The sequence below is a fragment of the Pseudoalteromonas sp. APC 3250 genome, assembly GCF_030407915.1.
Lineage (GTDB): Bacteria > Pseudomonadota > Gammaproteobacteria > Enterobacterales > Alteromonadaceae > Pseudoalteromonas > Pseudoalteromonas tetraodonis.
Genome location: NZ_JASDCM010000016.1, coordinates 1 through 17,421, shown reverse-complemented (window position 1 = coordinate 17,421; position 17,421 = coordinate 1). Strand labels below are relative to the sequence as shown.

Below are 17,421 nucleotides of genomic sequence, written 5' to 3'. Positions count from 1 at the left end.
TAAAAGAGAAAGATAAATGAAAGAGACAACATCACTTGAACAAGCTCGTACGAGCTACAACGTTCGTCATTGGAGCCAAGGTTTTTTTGGTATTAATGATCAAGGTGATGTGTATGTTGCGCCCAAGGCTGATGCCCCACAGCAAACCATTGCATTAACAGACATTGCTAAGCAGCTTGAAGAAAAAGGCTTAAGTTTGCCGGCGTTAGTTCGCTTTCCACAAATTTTACATCATCGCGTGCATAGCTTATGTGGTGCATTTAATACTGCTATAGAAAGCTATGGTTACCCAAAAGACTATTTATTAGTTTACCCAATTAAAGTTAACCAACAACGCGAAGTAGTTGAAGAAATTGTTGCCAGCCAAGCACAAGTAGAAAAAAAACAGCTGGGTTTAGAAGCAGGCAGCAAGCCAGAGTTATTAACCGTATTAGCGTTGGCTGAAAAAACCAGTGCGGTGATTGTGTGTAATGGCTACAAAGATAAAGAATATGTGCGTTTAGCGTTGATTGGCGAAAAGCTGGGCCATAAAGTGTATATCGTACTTGAGAAACTGTCTGAGCTGGATATGGTACTTAGCCAAGCTAAAGAATTAAATGTAAAACCACGCATTGGTATTCGTGTGCGTTTAGCATCGCAAGGCAAAGGTAAGTGGCAAGCCAGTGGCGGAGAAAAATCTAAGTTTGGTTTATCTGCTTCTCAAGTGCTGTATGTAGTAAACCGTTTAAAAGAAACAGATCAGCTAGATTTAGTCCAACTGGTGCATTTTCACTTAGGTTCGCAAATGGCCAACATTCGTGATGTGCGCTTAGGTGTAAGCGAGGCTGCGCGTTTTTATTGTGAATTACGTAAGTTGGGTGCACACATAGAGTGTCTTGATGTAGGCGGCGGTTTAGCGGTTGATTACGACGGCACGCGCAGTCAATCACACAACTCAATGAATTACAGTTTAGCTGAATACGCAAATAATATTGTGTACACCATCGGTGATATTTGTAAGCAGTATGAACAGCCTTTCCCTACCATTATTTCAGAGTCGGGAAGAGCATTAACGGCGCATCATGCAGTGCTTATTTCCAATGTAATTGGCACCGAAACGTATACACCAGAAGAAATAGAAGCACCAGCTGACGAAGCGCCGCAGCTACTTAAAAATATGTGGACGTCATGGCAACAACTCCATGTGCTTACTGATGACCGTGCATTAATTGAAATTTTTCACGACAGCCAAGGTGATTTAGCCGAAGCGCATAGTCAGTTTGCGATGGGATTATTAGATTTAACCCAGCGTGCATGGGCAGAGCAAATAAACTTACGCGTTTGTTATGAACTCAATAAATTAATGGATAACAAAAACCGTTTTCATCGACCGATTATAGATGACCTAAATGCGCGTTTAGCGGACAAGTTTTTTGTAAATTTCTCATTGTTTCAGTCATTGCCAGACGCGTGGGGAATTGATCAAGTGTTTCCAGTATTGCCATTAAGTGGTTTAACGCAAGCACCGCAAAAGCGCGCGGTATTATTGGATATTACTTGTGACTCAGATGGCGCTTTAGAGCATTATGTAGATGGCCAAGGTATTGAAAGTACGTTACCAGTACCTGAATACTCAGCCGATAAACCGTATTTAATGGGATTTTTCTTGGTGGGTGCCTATCAAGAGATTTTAGGCGATATGCATAACTTATTTGGTGATACGCACAGTGCTATTGTCAATATGGATGAGCAAGGTGTTGCCAGCATTACAGAAATTAACCTCGGTGATACTGTTGCTGACATGATGCGTTATGTACATTTAGATGTTGAAGGTTTTCAGCAGTCTTATGCGCAGTTAGTCAGCGCAAAAATTGCAGTAGATGAACAGCAAAGCGTCCTCGACGAATTGCAAAGCGGCCTTGACGGCTACACTTATTTAGAAGAGTTATAAGCAATGTCTAGCTTGTTTGGTCATGTTGACCACTCATTATACTCAAATGGGATGACGTTTTTACGTCGTCCTATGGTACAAAATATTAACGCCATAGACGCCGATGTAGTAGTACTAGGTTTACCGTTTGATTTAGCCACCTCTGGGCGCCCTGGTGCCCGCTTGGGGCCAGATGCAATTCGCAGAGCGTCGGTGCATTTAGCATGGGAAGATACTAAATATCCGTGGACGTTTCCTTTGTTTGAACGGCTAAAAGTAGCGGATGCTGGCGATTTTACCTATCCGGTAGGCGATCCTGAGTATTTTACTGCCCAGCTAGAAATGGCGGCAGAGCAAATACTTCGCCAAGGTAAAACATTATTAGGCTTAGGTGGCGATCATTTCGTAACGTTACCGCTATTGCGCGCACATGCAAAAATTCATGGCAAAATGGCGTTAGTGCATTTCGATGCGCACACCGATACCTATAGCAATGGATCGCGTTTTGATCACGGTACTATGTTTTATCATGCGCCAATGGAAGGGTTGATTGATGTTAATCACAGTATTCAGCTCGGTATTCGTACCGATTTTGATCAAAGCAAGCATGAGTTTGCAGTGATTGATGCTATGCAGGCCAATGATCTTCATGCGAATGATATTGCAGCGCAGATTATTGAGCGAGTGGGCGATTTACCGGTTTACTTAACCTTTGATATAGATTGTTTAGACCCTGCCTTTGCGCCAGGTACAGGTACACCAGTATGTGGTGGTTTAACTTCTGATAAAGTGCTGAAAATTTTACGTGCACTCAAAGGCATTAATATGGTGGGTATGGATGTAGTTGAAGTATCGCCTTCTTATGACCAAAGTGAGCTCACCGCCATTGCCGCAGCAACGATTGCCAGTGAATTATTGCATTTGTGGGCACTTAAGCATAAATATTAGTATGTTTTAATGCAGCTCAAAAAAGCGCCAATTTGGCGCTTTTTTGTATAAAAATAAGAGTACTATGAAAACTGCATATTGTGCTTTTTAGCATAAATAAAAAACACCGGAATTTCGATTATTACGTAAGTTAAAAAAGTAAACCAAAACCAATTAACTTCAAATAGTAACCAGCTAAATTGCACGCCCGAGTTGTAATAAAGGCGAGATGCAATTAATAGCGTAATGCCTGTTGCAAATAAATCTTGTACCGATACCTTTTTAAAGCTGCTGCCTGCAAAGCGCGGATAAATAAACCCGTAGCCAAGCGTTATCATAATGATGACTAATAACAATAAATTCAGTTCAGGGGTCATAGTGGTTTATATTGCCTCGCATATTCTATTCGCTCTTGAGAGCTTGGGTGTGTTGATAAATACTTTAACCAAGTATCATCAAGGGTCGCCTCTTGTGCTTTTAAATTATTTTCCAGTGCTTCAATTGCATCAGCAAAGTCGTGGTTAGAATATCCTAATTTTAAAAGATTTTTAATAGCATATTCATCGGCCTCTTGTTCCATATCTCGTGAAAACGCTTGTTGTAAAAAAGATGAACCAGAGCCAAGCACGACCTCTAATATCCCTTCTAAATCACCAAAAATAACTGCAAATACAACGGTGCTCGCTGCAGCTTGTGCTGCAAGGCGAATGCTGTGATGGTGTTGAACATGACCAATTTCATGAAGTAAAATAGCACGCAGGGCATCAGGTTCATTCTTTAATAGCTCAACAAGTTCGTCAGTCACAACAACCCGCCCATTAGGAAGAGCAAACGCATTAACTGAAAAATAATCTGACTGATAAAAAGAGAGTCTAAATTTTGCACTGTCTAAATTGAGTGAGTTAAGCATTAAACGCCATTGTTGCTGTATTTCTGATTGCTTATTAGTAGAAAGTTGAGAAGGTTCTAATGCGACTTTTTCTATCACACTGAGCGTTTGCTTTCCCATAGTTTCAATTGTCGAGGCAGGTGCTAAGTTAACGCTATATACGGCTACTGATGGTATTAAGCGGTATAAAATTAACCAAAGCAATAGGGGAATTAGCAGCACGGATGCAACAATAAGAATCTTATTTTTTTCTAAGCGTTCACTTAGTCCATGCTTTTTAAGCGCGAATGGCCATCTAAATTCTACATCTTGAGGAACAAATCGCCCACCATCAGCAAAATTTAACTCTGATGCCATGCCCGGTAACGGACTATCAAGTTGGCAATCGTCTAAAGTTGATGAAAGTAACGTCGTATTCTCAGAGTCAACAAGCGTTATTTGCTCATGGGAAAGGTATGCGTAGCTTTTAATATATTGGCTGCTATTAGGGTAATAATAACAGCCAAAAATAGGATAATTACTCATTAGGTGAGTGAAATATCAATATCAAACACATTAGCAGCTTCTTCAGCAAATGATGACTGCTCATTTTGTGCAACATCAATCAACGAAAGTGCGCCGCTATAAATAGTGACTTCTGTAACTGATGCTAATAGCTTTGCTCTGCGTATTTTAGCCCAAGGGTAGGCAAGTCCTAAGGTAAATATAATTGCCAGTACATTGGTAAATAGTAAGATGGCATAGTCAATGGCTTTTAAGTTCGAATCAAAGGTAGCGACTTCTGTAAATTCACTGTTATTAAAAATATGATTTCGAATAAGCGAATGATAAACAGCGCCTACCAGTGTTAAAAACGCAACATACAACGCAGCAATTAATAGCGGCACTACAATTGTCGAAAGGCTAAAGTTTTGTGTGTTTAAGTTATCGATCGTTAAGGCACTTGCACCAGCAAAGAAGCCAAAAATAACTAAGCCACCTATTGCAACTCCCAGGGTAATAAGTGCTGCGATGTAATATCGTTCGCCCTGAAGATTTACTGTAAGTGGTTTATTTCCATAGCTGATGTTTTCATGCATATATTGATCAATTCGCTTTAATACATACGGCAGTAATAGGTGTAATGTGAATACACTTGCAATAGGCAATAAAACAAAGTTAATAAATGCATCGCCGTAATTACCTGAAAAAGCAAAGCGTACATTACGATGGCGGGTCATACGCATGTTAAAGCGCAAACCTTGGTTAATGATCCATGGCAACAAAAATAAAAAACCAATAGCAAATAAAAGGCCTATCGCCGGTGCGAGGCTGCTTAGTATGGTGTAAATTAAAAACACGATTACCGCTAAAATGCGGCCTTTTAGAATTTGTATAGGAGTGGCTAGGTAGTCAAAGCTATGACCGTCGATACGCGTATGACCGTAAAAATAACGGTAGGTGCGTACTTTTGCCCATGCAGAATAAATTCCTAAAGTAATAATACTTAGCAGTATATTGACACTCCATATGCCAAAAAATTCGCCGCTTTTGCCGCTAAATTGTACTTTACCGCTAAAAATAGAGGAGGGTGTTTGGTTTGACTCAGATGAAGTTGGGTGTATTGATTCCATTTAAAAAAAGTCCTTGTAATTTTTTGTAAATTTACCCTTTTTAGAGAATAAAAACAATCTTTATGATTAGCTAGCTTATTGTAAGTAGGCTAATTTTATTGCTTTTGCTGTTTATAGGGCTGCACTTTAAGTCTCCTCTGGTATACTGTGCAGATAATTTAACGGGGCTGACATGATTTCAAAAAACCAACTTAAACTAATTCGCCAGCTTGGCCAAAAGAAGTACCGCAAGCAACTTAATCAATACCTTGTACAAGGCGAAAAAAATGTACTGGAGTTATTAAATAGCCCATTAAAAGTAACCGATGTGTTTGCAACGCAAAACTTTATTGATAATAACCAAAGCGCATACCCTCAAACGCATTTTATTACAGCAGATGAAGAGCAGTTAACAAAGGTAAGTACTTTAGTCAGTAATAATGCGGCGATTGCCATTGTTGATATGCCAAGTACCACATTACCCGATGAAAACAGCTTAATATTGGCCTTAGATGGAGTGTCTGATCCGGGTAATTTAGGTACCATCATTCGCGTGGCTGATTGGTACGGCATAAAACACATTGTTGCCAGCACCGACAGTGCCGATCCGTATAACCCAAAAACAATTAGTGCCACTATGGGGTCATTTGTTCGTGTATCGGTAAGCCAAGTTGATTTACCTAGCTATTTAACATCTTTGGATGTGCCTATTTATGGTGCATTTTTAGAGGGCGAGAATGTCCATCATTGCCAGTTTGCTGGGAAAGGGGTGTTATTAATGGGCAGCGAGTCACATGGTATACGTCAGCAGTGTGCCGCGCTGGTAACAAATAAAATTACCATCCCTGCCTTTGGTGGCGCTGAATCACTTAATGTGGCAATGGCAACGGGCATTATTTTAGATAACTTTAAACGCCAAGCTTAACCTTTTGCCTAAAAATAGGTTAAATTGTAACAACTAACAAAAATAATAAAAATTGGTAAAACAAACAGATGCGCTTAAGCACTATAAAATTAGCGGGCTTTAAATCCTTTGTAGAGCCCACTAAAATTCCATTTCCGGATCAAATGACGTGTGTTGTCGGCCCTAATGGCTGTGGCAAATCGAACGTGATTGATGCGGTGCGATGGGTGCTTGGTGAAAGCTCAGCTAAAAATTTACGTGGCGATGCCATGACAGATGTTATTTTTAATGGCTCCACTAACCGCAAGCCCATCTCACAAGCTTCTGTTGAACTCATATTTGATAATACCCAAGGTAAATTACCCAATACCTTTGCTGATCGTAACCAAGTGGCTATTAAGCGTTTGGTAACTCGCGATGGCCAATCGCTGTACTTTTTAAATGGTAGCAAATGCCGCAAACGTGATATTACCGATATATTTTTAGGCACTGGGCTTGGGCCGCGTAGTTACGCCATTATAGAACAAGGCATGATCTCGCGTTTAATTGAGAGCAAACCGCAAGAGCTGCGTGTTTTTTTAGAAGAAGCGGCAGGCGTATCGAAATACAAAGAGCGCCGCCGTGAAACACAAACCCGCATAAAGAGCACCCGAGAAAACCTAGAGCGACTCCTCGATGTTCGCCAAGAGTTACAAAACCAGCTTGATAAACTTGCAGTACAGTCGGTTGATGCTAAAAAATATCGCGAATTTAAAACCCAAGAACGCACTTTAAAGGGGCAAATAGCGGTATTAAAATGGCAAAAGCTGCATCAGCAACAAGTTGATAAAAGCGCACAAATAAAAAAACTGGATGAACAAATCAGCTTTTTTAAAACGGCGCATTCAGGCCATGATGATGTTCTGGCAAGTCTTGAAGCTCAAGTACAATTTCAGCAAGATAAACTTAATGATGCACAGCAACAGCAGCACCATACACATACAGAATTGACTCGCAGTGAACAGCAGCAAATTAGCATTCAACAACAAACGCTGTCACTGAAACAAAATTTAGCCAAGTTAGAGCAACAAAAAAATCAAAGTGAAGAAGTCAAAACGCAGCAACAAAGTTTCTGCCAAGAGTTAGATGACAGCTTACAACAGGCTGTAGAGCATAACTTAATGTGTAGCGAGCAGGTTATAGAGCTTAGCGATGAGGTTAATCGGCTGCTGGAGATTAAAAATGCCGACACATCACACTGGCAATCGCTAAAAGAAGATTATCAACAATTGCATAATCAGCAGTTAGCGCATACCAACGCAGTAAAACACACAGAACAGAAAAGCAGTTATGTTAAGCAACAACTAACGCAGCTTGATGAGCAAATAGATGAGTTAAAACACAGTGAGATAGAGCAGCTATTAACTCAGCAACAACAGCACAGACAAGCCCTGACTGAGCAGCTAGCGAAAGCGCAAACGGCTCACAGTAAAGGCCAAACTGCGCAAACTACTCAGCAGCAACAGCTAGATGATGCACAGCAAGATTGGCAGCATTTATCTCAGCAAGTAAATGAATTAAAAGCCGGTATAGCGGGGCTACAAACTACTCTTGGGCTTGAAAAAAGCAGCGATGAAAGTTTAACCTTATTTAAGCAGTTAACTGTTCAGTCGGGATATGAGTTTTTAGTCGAGCAGGCGCTGTCATCACTTGAGCACATTCATATATCACAAGGTAAAGCAGAAAATAGCACGTGGGAAATTGCATCGCAGTCTGCAGCTAAGCACAGTATTGCCGCGTTTATTACCACAGGTGTGTATCCTGAGTTATTAAATCATATTGCTTATGATGAAGCCGGCGATATAAGCGCACTTAACGACAATAGTTATATTGCGGTTATAGATAAGCAAGGGGCATTACACGGTCGAAACTGGCATGTAAGTGGCGATAAAAATGCAGAAAATTCCTTATTATTAATGCACAAAAAACTCAAGCAGCAAGAAACCTTACTTGAGCAACAACAACAGGCATTGACGAACGCACACTCCACGCTTGAAGAACATAAAACGCAGGCTGCATTGTTAACTGTTCAGCAAAATGAGCGCAAAGACACTATTCATCAATTAGCACAACAACTTGCTGTAGCAACAACGCGTGGCGATATGCTTAAAGCGCAAGCTGATCAGCATCTGCAGCAGCTAACAAAATTACAACAACAGCGTCTGCCTCTGCTAGAGCAACAACAGCAGTTAAGCGAATTATTGAGCGAAGAGCTCGATAAAAATGAACAGCTTGCACAGCAGTTACAGGCCTTAGCTGAAGAGCTTAACCAAGCCGATAGCACACGAATAAATAGTGATGAGCGTTACAAACAAGCTTTGAATAATGCTGAACAATATAAAACACTAGCGCATCAGGCAAACCTTAATGAGCAAAAAGCACGAAGTGAATGGCAGCTCAGTCAAACAAAACTTAGCCATGCTGTACAGGCGCTTGCAACTGCTGCAGAGGGTGCGCAAGAGATAATAGAGCAGATTGAAGCGTTACTTATTCCTGAGCAAGAGCTTGCAGAGAGTATTGAGCAATTATTAGTACAGCACCAACAAGGCGAACAAACCCTTGTGGATACCCAGCAGCAGTTAGCTCAAGCAAAACAAGAATTACAAAACAAACAAGCGAGTTTAAAAAGTTCACAGACTGAGCTGGTGGCATTGCAAGAGCAGCATCAAAAACTGAGTATTGAAGAGCAAAGCTTACTAATAAAAGCGCAAGCGGTACTAGAGCCACTTAGTGAGCTTAATCAAAATTTAAAACAGGTATTAGCAGAGCTTCCTGCAGAGTTGTCATTAAATGCGGCGCAAAATCAACTTGCTGGAGTAAGTAATCAGCTAGAGCAATTAGGAGCTGTTAACCTTGCAGCCATTGATGAATTTGAACAAGCGAAGCAAAGAAGTGATTATTTAAATAATCAGCTGGACGATTTAACCCAAGCATTAACAGCTTTAGAAGGCGCTATTCATAAAATAGATCGTGAAACAAAAACGCGCTTTAAGTCTACGTTTGATCAGGTAAATCACGATTTTGGCCAGCTTTTCCCCAAAGTGTTTGGCGGCGGCAGTGCTTACTTAGAATTAACCAGTGACGATTTACTCGAAAGTGGTGTTAGTATAATGGCAAGGCCACCAGGTAAAAAAAATTCGACAATTCATTTGTTAAGTGGTGGAGAAAAAGCGCTGAGCGCATTATCATTGGTGTTTTCTATATTCAGGCTCAATCCAGCTCCATTCTGTATGCTGGACGAGGTAGATGCTCCATTAGATGATGCCAATGTGGTTCGTTTTTGCCGTTTGGTTGAAGAAATGTCACAATCTGTGCAGTTTATTTATATTAGTCATAATAAAATTGCAATGGAAATGGCGGGTAGATTAACGGGTGTAACCATGGCAGAGCCCGGCGTGTCGCGCATGGTTGCTGTGGATATTGAACAAGCGGTGCAACTTGCACATGCATAATTTTATAGTCATTTGCTGGTTATTTTAGGTAAAATGATGGCTGTTAGGCATATTAATAATAAAAGGTGAGGGGATGGCCGAAGAATTAAGATGGGTTTTAATTGTGATCAGTGTATTTGTCATTGGTGGCTTATTAATACACGGTTTGTGGTCAGTAAGAAAAAAAGAGAATGCTGAACTCCCTGCAAATGAGCGAGTCGAGCCTGTTCAAGAACAGCAGCCTTCATCTGTACATACTGAGCCACAAGAGCCAACGTTAGCGCAACGAGAAGAGCCACAAATGAGTGAGTTAAACTTCAGCGCTGATGAACCACAGATAGACGAAAGCCCAGTAAATACACCTATCGAGGATGACCTTGAAGTGGTAACAGAAGAGGCCGCAGACACACAACAAGATGCCCCTAAAGACGTTGCAGACTTTGTCATTGTGCATATTCAAATGCCAGAAGGGCTCACTATGCAAGGCAGTAAATTACTGCCTGCTGTTAACATGCTAGGTTTTAAATATTCAGAAGAAGGCTTTTTTAATCGCCACCTAGACCCAGCAGGCCAAGGGCCGGTGTTATTTAGGCTGGTGAATATGTATAACCCAGGCACGTTCGATATTGATAATATGGAACAATTTAGCACCGCTGGGGTGAGCTTATTTATGACTCTGCCATGCGATGGCGACGGTTTAGCCGCGTTTAACATGCTGCACAGCGCCGCTAAAAAAATAGCGGATGAATTTGGTGCCGATATTTTAGATGCAGAGCGAAATGTAATGACGGTAGAGCGTATTCGTCAATATGTTGAACAGGTTCGCGCATTTTCTGCGTAACATACGCATAAGTTAAATTTTGTAAGCCACTGGGCGTTCACTCGTCAAAGTGGCTTTTTTTATGTTTTTTGAGGTCTACATGACAAGCAGCATTAGTGAGCAAATTAATCATCTTCGTACCACGCTTGAGCAACACAATTATAGTTATTATGTGCTTGATACACCCAGCATACCTGATGCCGAATATGACCGCTTGTTACGGACACTAAGTGAATTAGAAACCCAGCACCCTGAGTTTTTAACAGCCGATTCACCCACTCAAAAAGTTGGAGGAGCGGCGCTTGCCAAGTTTGAGCAAGTAGCGCACCAAGTGCCTATGTTATCGCTTGATAACGCCTTTGGTGAGGATGAATTTAGCGGTTTTAATCGTCGTATTAAAGAGCGCTTAATGAGCACTGAAGAGCTTACATTTTGCTGTGAGCCTAAACTGGATGGTTTAGCGGTATCGATTATTTATCGCGATGGAGTACTGGTTCAAGCGGCGACCCGTGGCGATGGTTTTACTGGCGAAAATATTACTCAAAATGTAAAAACAATCCGTAATGTGCCATTAAAATTGCGCGGTGATGATTACCCTCGTGAACTTGAAGTGCGCGGTGAGGTATTTATGGATAGCGCGGGCTTTGAAAAATTAAATGCAGAGGCAGAAAAACGTGGCGATAAAGTCTTTGTTAATCCACGTAATGCGGCGGCAGGAAGTTTACGCCAGCTCGACTCAAAAATTACCGCAAAACGCCCATTGATGTTTTATGCCTACAGCACCGGATTAGTTGCCGATGGCACCTTACCTGAAGATCACTACCAGCAACTTGCTAAGCTTACCGATTGGGGATTACCGCTGTGTCCAGAAACCAAATTAGTTGAAGGCCCAAAGGCTGCGCTTGCCTATTACAATGATATTTTAACGCGTCGTAGCGAGCTAAAGTACGAAATAGATGGCGTGGTAATAAAGGTAAATAAAAAAGCCTTACAAGAGCGCTTAGGCTTTGTAGCTCGTGCACCGCGTTGGGCAATCGCTTATAAATTTCCGGCGCAAGAAGAAATAACGCAATTATTAGATGTTGAATTTCAAGTAGGGCGTACAGGGGCAATTACACCCGTAGCAAGACTAGAACCAGTATTTGTTGGGGGTGTTACGGTATCAAATGCAACGCTGCATAATGCCGACGAAATAGCTCGTTTAGGCGTTAAAGTGGGCGACACCGTGATTATTCGCCGCGCAGGGGATGTTATCCCGCAAATTACTCAAGTGGTACTTGAGCAACGCCCAAGCGATGCAAAAGAAATTGTCTTTCCAACTATGTGCCCCATTTGTGACTCGCATATTGAACGGGTTGAAGGTGAAGCCGTTGCACGTTGTACCGGTGGCTTAGTATGCCAAGCACAACGTAAACAAGCGATTAAGCATTTTGCATCGCGTAAGGCATTAGATATTGACGGCTTAGGCGACAAAATTGTTGATCAATTAGTTGACCGAGAGCTGATCAAAACCCCGGCTGATTTATTTATTTTAAAGCAGGGACATTTTGAATCACTTGAACGAATGGGGCCAAAATCAGCAAAAAACTTAGTTGCCGCACTTGATGATGCAAAAACGACTACCTTAGCAAAGTTTTTATATTCACTGGGTATCCGTGAAGTCGGTGAGGCAACCGCGCAAAACTTAGCTAATCATTTTTTAACGCTTGAAAACGTAATCGATGCCAGCATTGAACAGCTGATTGAAGTAAGCGATGTAGGTGAAATAGTGGCAAAGCACGTGCGTGGCTTTTTTACTGAAGAGCATAATTTAACCGTGGTGAACGAATTAATAGCCCAAGGCATTAACTGGCCACAGTTAACAGCGCCATCAGAGCAAGAACAACCGCTAGCGGGTTTAACTTATGTGCTAACTGGGACGCTTAATACGCTTAATCGCAATGATGCGAAAGCGCGCTTACAACAATTAGGTGCCAAGGTATCTGGCAGTGTTTCAGCCAAAACGGATGCGCTAGTGGCGGGCGAAAAAGCCGGCTCTAAACTAACTAAAGCGCAAGAACTCGGTATAGAAATACTGACAGAGGATGATTTAATTACTTTGTTAGAGACTCATAATGGCTAGTTTTACAAATATACTTAATACCTTGTTAATTGACCTAGGCCAGTGGCTACAAGGCTATTTACCGCATTTATCATTGCTTTTGATGGTGTGCTTAGTGTCGCTTTATGCGGATGATATTTTAAAGCTCACCAAAGGCGTGGTAGCTAGGCGTCACTTTATTATAAGGGTGGCATGTTTTGTGTTGATCACCGCGTTTGGGTTTGGTTTATTAGTGGTGTGGTTAAGCCCACTGCTAACTAAAGCCTTACTGTTTTTTGGTACTAAGTGGTTAGGGCTCACATTATTAGCTGCATTTTTTATTTTGGGCACTATTGCCGATAGGAAAAACCAGTTGTGAGCCGTTATGGACCTGAATACTGGGATAAATATGGTAGCTATCGTACGCCAATAGCGTTTCATTTGAGTATTTTAGTGTTACTGCGGGCCTATTTTATTTGGGTGATTGCCGCGCTGAGCCGTCGTCCTGAACTTGATCTAATGTCATTGTTTTTTAAATCAAAAAATGATTTTTTTATTGCCATAGCAATTGGTGCCGTGGCAATTGTACCCACTATTTTGTTTTGTTTACGCAGACCCAGAGACTCGCATCAAGCTACGAAACGGTTAGCGCGTATTTGGCGATACATGCGTTGGCCGCTTATTGCTTGCGCGCTAATAGACTTGTCGTGGTTAAGTATCCAGGCGGCCCATAGTCATTATCGCTTTTCACTGTTTTTAGCCATACAAATGGTGATTGTATTGTGGGTATTGTGGTATTTGGCAAAAAGTCGTTATTTAAGTGTTTTTTTTAGTGATTGGCCTGAGCCGACAGAAAAAGCAACCGATAAAAAGTAAGAGATTATGCACACTATTAATAAAAAAATAGCGCAAGTAGTGGCCTTTATAGGGCTGATTATTATCTGCGTTGGCTATTTTTTATCATTAGGCGAACATATTTGGTTTAAAGGGATATTGCTATTGTGGATAGTGGTATTTTGTTCGTGCTGTTACCGGTTAACGCCGTTATTTAAAATGCGTAACCCGCTGCGTAACTTTATTCAGCGTGATGCACAGCATTTGTTTGTTTTTAGTTTAACCGGGTTGTTTGATAAAAAGAATGGCCCGCATTGGTTAGTCATCAGCAATATTGAGTCAATAGAGATAAAAGACGATGAGCTAATAGTGCATAGTAATAATGACAGGCAATTAAGCGTGAGTATTCCTGGTAGTCAAGCTCAATTACACGCTTATATAAGCTGTATACTTACAGCAACAGAGAAGCACCGTATAGTGTTTAAATAGCGTTGATCGTGGTATTAGCCACGGACGTAATGATAGGCTGTCAGCCAATGCTTTTGGCTCAGTATGAAGCAAATTTATAACGCAATGAGGTTGTTATGTTGAAATGGAACGATATTGTTAATTTTGCCAACCATGGCAATCCGACACCGGTTCAAAAAGTAGTTAAAACAGAACAGCAATGGCGTGAACTGTTAAACGAAGAGCAATATTACGTGACCCGTAAAAAAGGCACAGAGCGACCAAATAGTTCAACTAGTTGCACACTATTAGAACCGGGAAAGTACGTATGTGTGTGTTGTGACAACCTACTGTTTGATGCGGATGAAAAGTTTGATAGTGGCACAGGATGGCCTTCATTTACACAACCTGCAACGGTTGATGCGATAGGGTATGTAATGGATAACAGCCATGGCATGGAGCGAGTTGAAGTTGTTTGTAATGTGTGTGATGCGCACTTAGGGCATATTTTCCCTGATGGCCCACTTCCTTCCGGCTTGCGCTACTGTGTAAACGCACTGGCAATGAAAAAGCTCTAGGGCCTGTTGGCCTTCCAAGGTTAAATTTGCAGCAGTCTGTTTGGTATTTAGGCAAGGCAGAGCCTATGTGGTGTGGTTATTCCCCATAAATGGGCGATAACTTAGCATCAATTCCAAACAGGCGCTGCCCAAAGGGTTCTGCCAAAGGACGATTAACTCTTTGTTGCCTACATGGATGTAGGTAAGGGGCGTGAGCAGGACGCGGAAGCTTTGCTCGGCTTTTACTTATTCTTACATGGATGTAAGCCAATAGAATAACGCAGGAGCAGTTATCGAGCCCACTAGGTTACAAACCTCACGCTGCGATTAAATCGTCCCTTGCTTGAACAAATTTTAATCCGCAAATGTCAACAGGCCCTAGCTAATCTCTAGTTTCATTTCTTTAGCAATCTGAAGTAGTTTATCGAACCGCTCTGATTGCTCTTCTGCTAAGGGTGATTTTTTTAATAGTTTAAAGCACTTTTGAGCCAATAGACTATTGAAAGAGCCCCCCTGTTTTTTTGATTTATCCACTAAACACTGTAATAAGTTAAGCGCAATACTTGGGTTGTGTGGCATGACCCTAAAGGCTTGACTGAATGCCTCTAAAGCAACATTTAACTGGCCACGCTCAAACTGTTTAACTGCATGATTGTTAAGTTCCTTCGGCCCCATTTTAATATCACGTCTTTCACTTTGCTGTTGCTGTATATAACGCAAGTACGTCGCGTCGCTCCTACTTGGGTGGCGTTCGCAATGATCAATAATTTGGCTAAATAGCGCTTGCGCCTTCTGATGAAAACCTAATTCATGTAATGCTTTTGCTTTATCTAGGGCACCATCGACTGAACGTATTTGAGTATCGCTGTCATCAAGTTGTTCAATCAACTGTTTCGCTTTTTTATGTTCATCTTTTAAATAATAAAGGCGTGCATTGAGCACATCGATTTGAGTTTGTGCATTACTGGTTGGGAATTGTGTTTTTAGCTCATTAATATATTTATTTGTTTGACGGGAGATTCTGTTTATTTGGTCAGTTTGATCTGTGGTTAGTGCAAAATCAATCCCAGCACGAGCGGCATTTAAATAAATGTCTGGGCTATCATGCATAGAGTACTTAGCAAAAGTGGCAATATCCTTTTGAGTTAAGTAGCTGGTTTCATAATCTCTATTAATGAGAGATACGCTGTTCAGTGACTTTTGACGGTCTATATTACGTGGAGCAATATGGGCCGCTTGGCTTAAAAAGTCTTGGGCTAAATCAAATTGGTTTAGTTTTATTTCTAAACGGCCTAATAAGTCTAATGCAACTAGTCGTGTTTCATTACGTTCAAGCATAGTTTTAAGCATGCGTTGAGCCAAAATATGCTCATTGTTAGCAATTAAGGCTTCTACTAATCCTACTTTTGCCCATGCAAATTTTTGAATATTCAAAACTGATTTAAAAAAGTCTTTCGCTTCTTGGTTTTGTTTTAGCGCCAGTAAAATATTACCTTTTAATCTAAGCAGAATAGGGCTGTATTTATTACTTTTATCAAGCTGAGCATTAATTTGTTTTAATGCTTTAGACTGGTTATCGTCATCAATTAAAGTGTATATAGCTTTTAAGTCGCTTTTGCGTTTGAGAATACGCTCTATGCGCACTCTTAGCTCTTGTACAGAGAAAGGTTTTACTAAAAAGTCATCGGGTTGAAGTTCTAACACACTGTGAACTAACTCTCCGCTAGTTTCCGCAGATGTAAAAATAAACCCAGTAGAGTGTTTTATTAATGCTTTAGCGCGTAATTCTTCATAAAGCTGGTAGCCATCTTGGCGTTTGCTTAGATTAAAAGAGCAAATTACCAAGTCAAATTCTTCATGTAAGCATTGTTCTTTTGCCGCTAGAGCATGATCTGCAAAACGCATATGTCCAAAGCCAATTTTTTCGAGCGACTGTTTCATGTAGCTTTGAGCAAGTGGCTGCTCCTCTACAATCAGTATTTTTGCTTCATTAAAAATATTTTTAGACATTGGCTTAAGCGTAATTGAATTTAACACAGACTATAATCAACAGTTTAGACGCTTACAAGGTAATTTAAAGATTCGCTTCGAAGATGAGAGCTTATTAAGCAAATTAATTCTAAAGGTTTATATTTTTATCTTAAAAGAGCTAAAAACCCATTTAAAGTAAATGGATAGCACGCGTAATAAAATAAGTTTAAACAAAATGATTTTGGAGATAATAAAACTCGGAAGATAGGTTTTTGGCATGTGATTGGTAATACTGATTTTTTGAAACCGAAGAATTGCTTGATAACGAATTTCTAAATGGCAATTAATGCTGAACATGAACTAAAGGAGTGGAAGATAATGAATATTAAAATGGAAGGTGATACTGGAAGATTTAGATTTTTGTAATATGCACCATTCAAAGAATGGTGGGTCGTACTGGACTTGAACCAGTGACCCTCGCCTTGTAAGGGCGATGCTCTCCCAACTGAGCTAACGACCCATATTACAACTTTAAAACATGACTATTAACATAATAATAGATTTTATATGTGGTGGGTGATACTGGACTTGAACCAGTGACCCTCGCCTTGTAAGGGCGATGCTCTCCCAACTGAGCTAATCACCCACATATAAATTAAAACGCTACTATTAAAATAAATAGTACTGGACTTTAACCAGTGAACTTCGCCGTTACTTGTAAATAGCGGTAATGCTCTCTTTTTCTAACTGAGCTAATCACCCATTTAGATATCTTGTAATATGCACCATTCAAAGAATGGTGGGTCGTACTGGACTTGAACCAGTGACCCTCGCCTTGTAAGGGCGATGCTCTCCCAACTGAGCTAACGACCCATATTACAACTTTAAAACATGACTATTAACATAATAATAGATTTTATATGTGGTGGGTGATACTGGACTTGAACCAGTGACCCTCGCCTTGTAAGGGCGATGCTCTCCCAACTGAGCTAATCACCCACATATAAATTAAAACGCTACT

General features: G+C 40.8%; 14 protein-coding genes and 4 tRNA genes. 10 read left to right on the top strand and 8 right to left on the bottom strand.

What is annotated here, in order from left to right; translation table 11 throughout:
• Nucleotides 1-16: 16 nt before the first annotated feature.
• Complete coding sequence (speA, locus tag QL986_RS14810; protein WP_013465311.1) at nt 17-1,930, top strand: biosynthetic arginine decarboxylase; 1,914 nt, start codon at nt 17-19, stop codon at nt 1,928-1,930.
• A gap of 3 nt (nt 1,931-1,933) precedes the next feature.
• A complete protein-coding gene (gene speB / locus QL986_RS14805) occupies nt 1,934-2,857 on the top strand; it encodes an agmatinase (protein ID WP_013465310.1) in 924 nt (307 codons plus the stop codon).
• A gap of 62 nt (nt 2,858-2,919) precedes the next feature.
• Here speB and QL986_RS14800 read toward each other — a convergent pair whose 3' ends face one another.
• The 3 genes from QL986_RS14800 to QL986_RS14790 are packed head-to-tail and all read right to left on the bottom strand — an operon-like array spanning nt 2,920 to nt 5,338.
• A complete protein-coding gene (locus QL986_RS14800; RefSeq protein WP_013465309.1) occupies nt 2,920-3,213 on the bottom strand; it encodes a hypothetical protein in 294 nt (97 codons plus the stop codon).
• Entirely contained in the window at nt 3,210-4,250 is a 1,041-nt protein-coding gene (locus QL986_RS14795) for a M48 family metallopeptidase (RefSeq protein ID WP_290191679.1), read from the bottom strand. The genes QL986_RS14800 and QL986_RS14795 overlap by 4 nt, the downstream gene beginning before the upstream one ends.
• Nucleotides 4,250-5,338, bottom strand: a complete 1,089-nt coding sequence (locus tag QL986_RS14790) for a YjgN family protein (protein WP_013465307.1) — start codon at nt 5,336-5,338, stop codon at nt 4,250-4,252. The genes QL986_RS14795 and QL986_RS14790 overlap by 1 nt, the downstream gene beginning before the upstream one ends.
• A gap of 172 nt (nt 5,339-5,510) precedes the next feature.
• Here QL986_RS14790 and QL986_RS14785 point away from each other — a divergent pair, with 172 nt between their 5' ends.
• The 8 genes from QL986_RS14785 (at nt 5,511) to msrB (ending at nt 14,450) form a co-directional block, all read left to right on the top strand.
• Nucleotides 5,511-6,242 (top strand): RNA methyltransferase, encoded by a 732-nt coding sequence (locus tag QL986_RS14785; RefSeq protein WP_013465306.1) that lies wholly within the window; start codon nt 5,511-5,513, stop codon nt 6,240-6,242.
• A 68-nt stretch (nt 6,243-6,310) separates the two neighbouring features.
• The gene (locus QL986_RS14780) at nt 6,311-9,712 is read left to right on the top strand and encodes an AAA family ATPase (RefSeq protein WP_013465305.1); all 3,402 of its coding nucleotides are present in this window, start codon (nt 6,311-6,313) and stop codon (nt 9,710-9,712) included.
• 73 nt (nt 9,713-9,785) lie between these two features.
• Nucleotides 9,786-10,532 carry a cell division protein ZipA gene (gene zipA / locus QL986_RS14775; RefSeq protein ID WP_024602645.1) on the top strand — a complete coding sequence of 249 codons (747 nt, stop codon included), beginning with the start codon at nt 9,786-9,788 and terminating at the stop codon, nt 10,530-10,532.
• Between the two features lie 79 nt (nt 10,533-10,611).
• Entirely contained in the window at nt 10,612-12,633 is a 2,022-nt protein-coding gene (gene ligA, locus QL986_RS14770) for an NAD-dependent DNA ligase LigA (protein ID WP_013465303.1), read from the top strand.
• Entirely contained in the window at nt 12,626-12,970 is a 345-nt protein-coding gene (locus QL986_RS14765; protein WP_013465302.1) for a DUF3392 family protein, read from the top strand. Before ligA ends, QL986_RS14765 begins: the two co-directional genes overlap by 8 nt.
• Nucleotides 12,967-13,467, top strand: coding sequence for a DUF2919 domain-containing protein (locus tag QL986_RS14760; protein ID WP_024602644.1), 501 nt, complete (start codon nt 12,967-12,969; stop codon nt 13,465-13,467). The genes QL986_RS14765 and QL986_RS14760 overlap by 4 nt, the downstream gene beginning before the upstream one ends.
• A gap of 6 nt (nt 13,468-13,473) precedes the next feature.
• Nucleotides 13,474-13,914, top strand: a complete 441-nt coding sequence (locus QL986_RS14755; protein ID WP_013465300.1) for a hypothetical protein — start codon at nt 13,474-13,476, stop codon at nt 13,912-13,914.
• A 95-nt stretch (nt 13,915-14,009) separates the two neighbouring features.
• Nucleotides 14,010-14,450 carry a peptide-methionine (R)-S-oxide reductase MsrB gene (gene msrB, locus QL986_RS14750; RefSeq protein WP_013465299.1) on the top strand — a complete coding sequence of 147 codons (441 nt, stop codon included), beginning with the start codon at nt 14,010-14,012 and terminating at the stop codon, nt 14,448-14,450.
• 357 nt (nt 14,451-14,807) lie between these two features.
• On the opposite strand, the gene QL986_RS14745 is transcribed toward msrB, so the two are convergent.
• The 5 genes from QL986_RS14745 to QL986_RS14725 form a co-directional block, all read right to left on the bottom strand.
• Nucleotides 14,808-16,439, bottom strand: a complete 1,632-nt coding sequence (locus QL986_RS14745) for a response regulator (RefSeq protein WP_024602643.1) — start codon at nt 16,437-16,439, stop codon at nt 14,808-14,810.
• Nucleotides 16,440-16,844: 405 nt separating this feature from the next.
• Nucleotides 16,845-16,920 (bottom strand) — tRNA-Val (locus QL986_RS14740).
• Nucleotides 16,921-16,970: 50 nt separating this feature from the next.
• Nucleotides 16,971-17,046 (bottom strand) — tRNA-Val (locus tag QL986_RS14735).
• 151 nt (nt 17,047-17,197) lie between these two features.
• A tRNA-Val gene (locus tag QL986_RS14730) sits at nt 17,198-17,273 on the bottom strand.
• Between the two features lie 50 nt (nt 17,274-17,323).
• Nucleotides 17,324-17,399: transfer RNA gene (locus tag QL986_RS14725), tRNA-Val, on the bottom strand.
• Between the last annotated feature and the right edge of the window lie 22 nt (nt 17,400-17,421).

Excerpts from the sequence above, each read along its gene's own strand:
- speA (WP_013465311.1), top strand. The coding sequence starts at position 17 with ATGAAAGAGACAACATCACTTGAACAAGCTCGTACGAGCTACAACGTT.
- speB (WP_013465310.1), top strand. The coding sequence starts at position 1,934 with ATGTCTAGCTTGTTTGGTCATGTTGACCACTCATTATACTCAAATGGG.
- QL986_RS14800 (WP_013465309.1), bottom strand. The coding sequence starts at position 3,213 with ATGACCCCTGAACTGAATTTATTGTTATTAGTCATCATTATGATAACG.
- QL986_RS14795 (WP_290191679.1), bottom strand. The coding sequence starts at position 4,250 with ATGAGTAATTATCCTATTTTTGGCTGTTATTATTACCCTAATAGCAGC.
- QL986_RS14790 (WP_013465307.1), bottom strand. The coding sequence starts at position 5,338 with ATGGAATCAATACACCCAACTTCATCTGAGTCAAACCAAACACCCTCC.
- QL986_RS14785 (WP_013465306.1), top strand. The coding sequence starts at position 5,511 with ATGATTTCAAAAAACCAACTTAAACTAATTCGCCAGCTTGGCCAAAAG.
- QL986_RS14780 (WP_013465305.1), top strand. The coding sequence starts at position 6,311 with ATGCGCTTAAGCACTATAAAATTAGCGGGCTTTAAATCCTTTGTAGAG.
- zipA (WP_024602645.1), top strand. The coding sequence starts at position 9,786 with ATGGCCGAAGAATTAAGATGGGTTTTAATTGTGATCAGTGTATTTGTC.
- ligA (WP_013465303.1), top strand. The coding sequence starts at position 10,612 with ATGACAAGCAGCATTAGTGAGCAAATTAATCATCTTCGTACCACGCTT.
- QL986_RS14765 (WP_013465302.1), top strand. The coding sequence starts at position 12,626 with ATGGCTAGTTTTACAAATATACTTAATACCTTGTTAATTGACCTAGGC.
- QL986_RS14755 (WP_013465300.1), top strand. The coding sequence starts at position 13,474 with ATGCACACTATTAATAAAAAAATAGCGCAAGTAGTGGCCTTTATAGGG.
- msrB (WP_013465299.1), top strand. The coding sequence starts at position 14,010 with ATGTTGAAATGGAACGATATTGTTAATTTTGCCAACCATGGCAATCCG.
- QL986_RS14745 (WP_024602643.1), bottom strand. The coding sequence starts at position 16,439 with ATGTCTAAAAATATTTTTAATGAAGCAAAAATACTGATTGTAGAGGAG.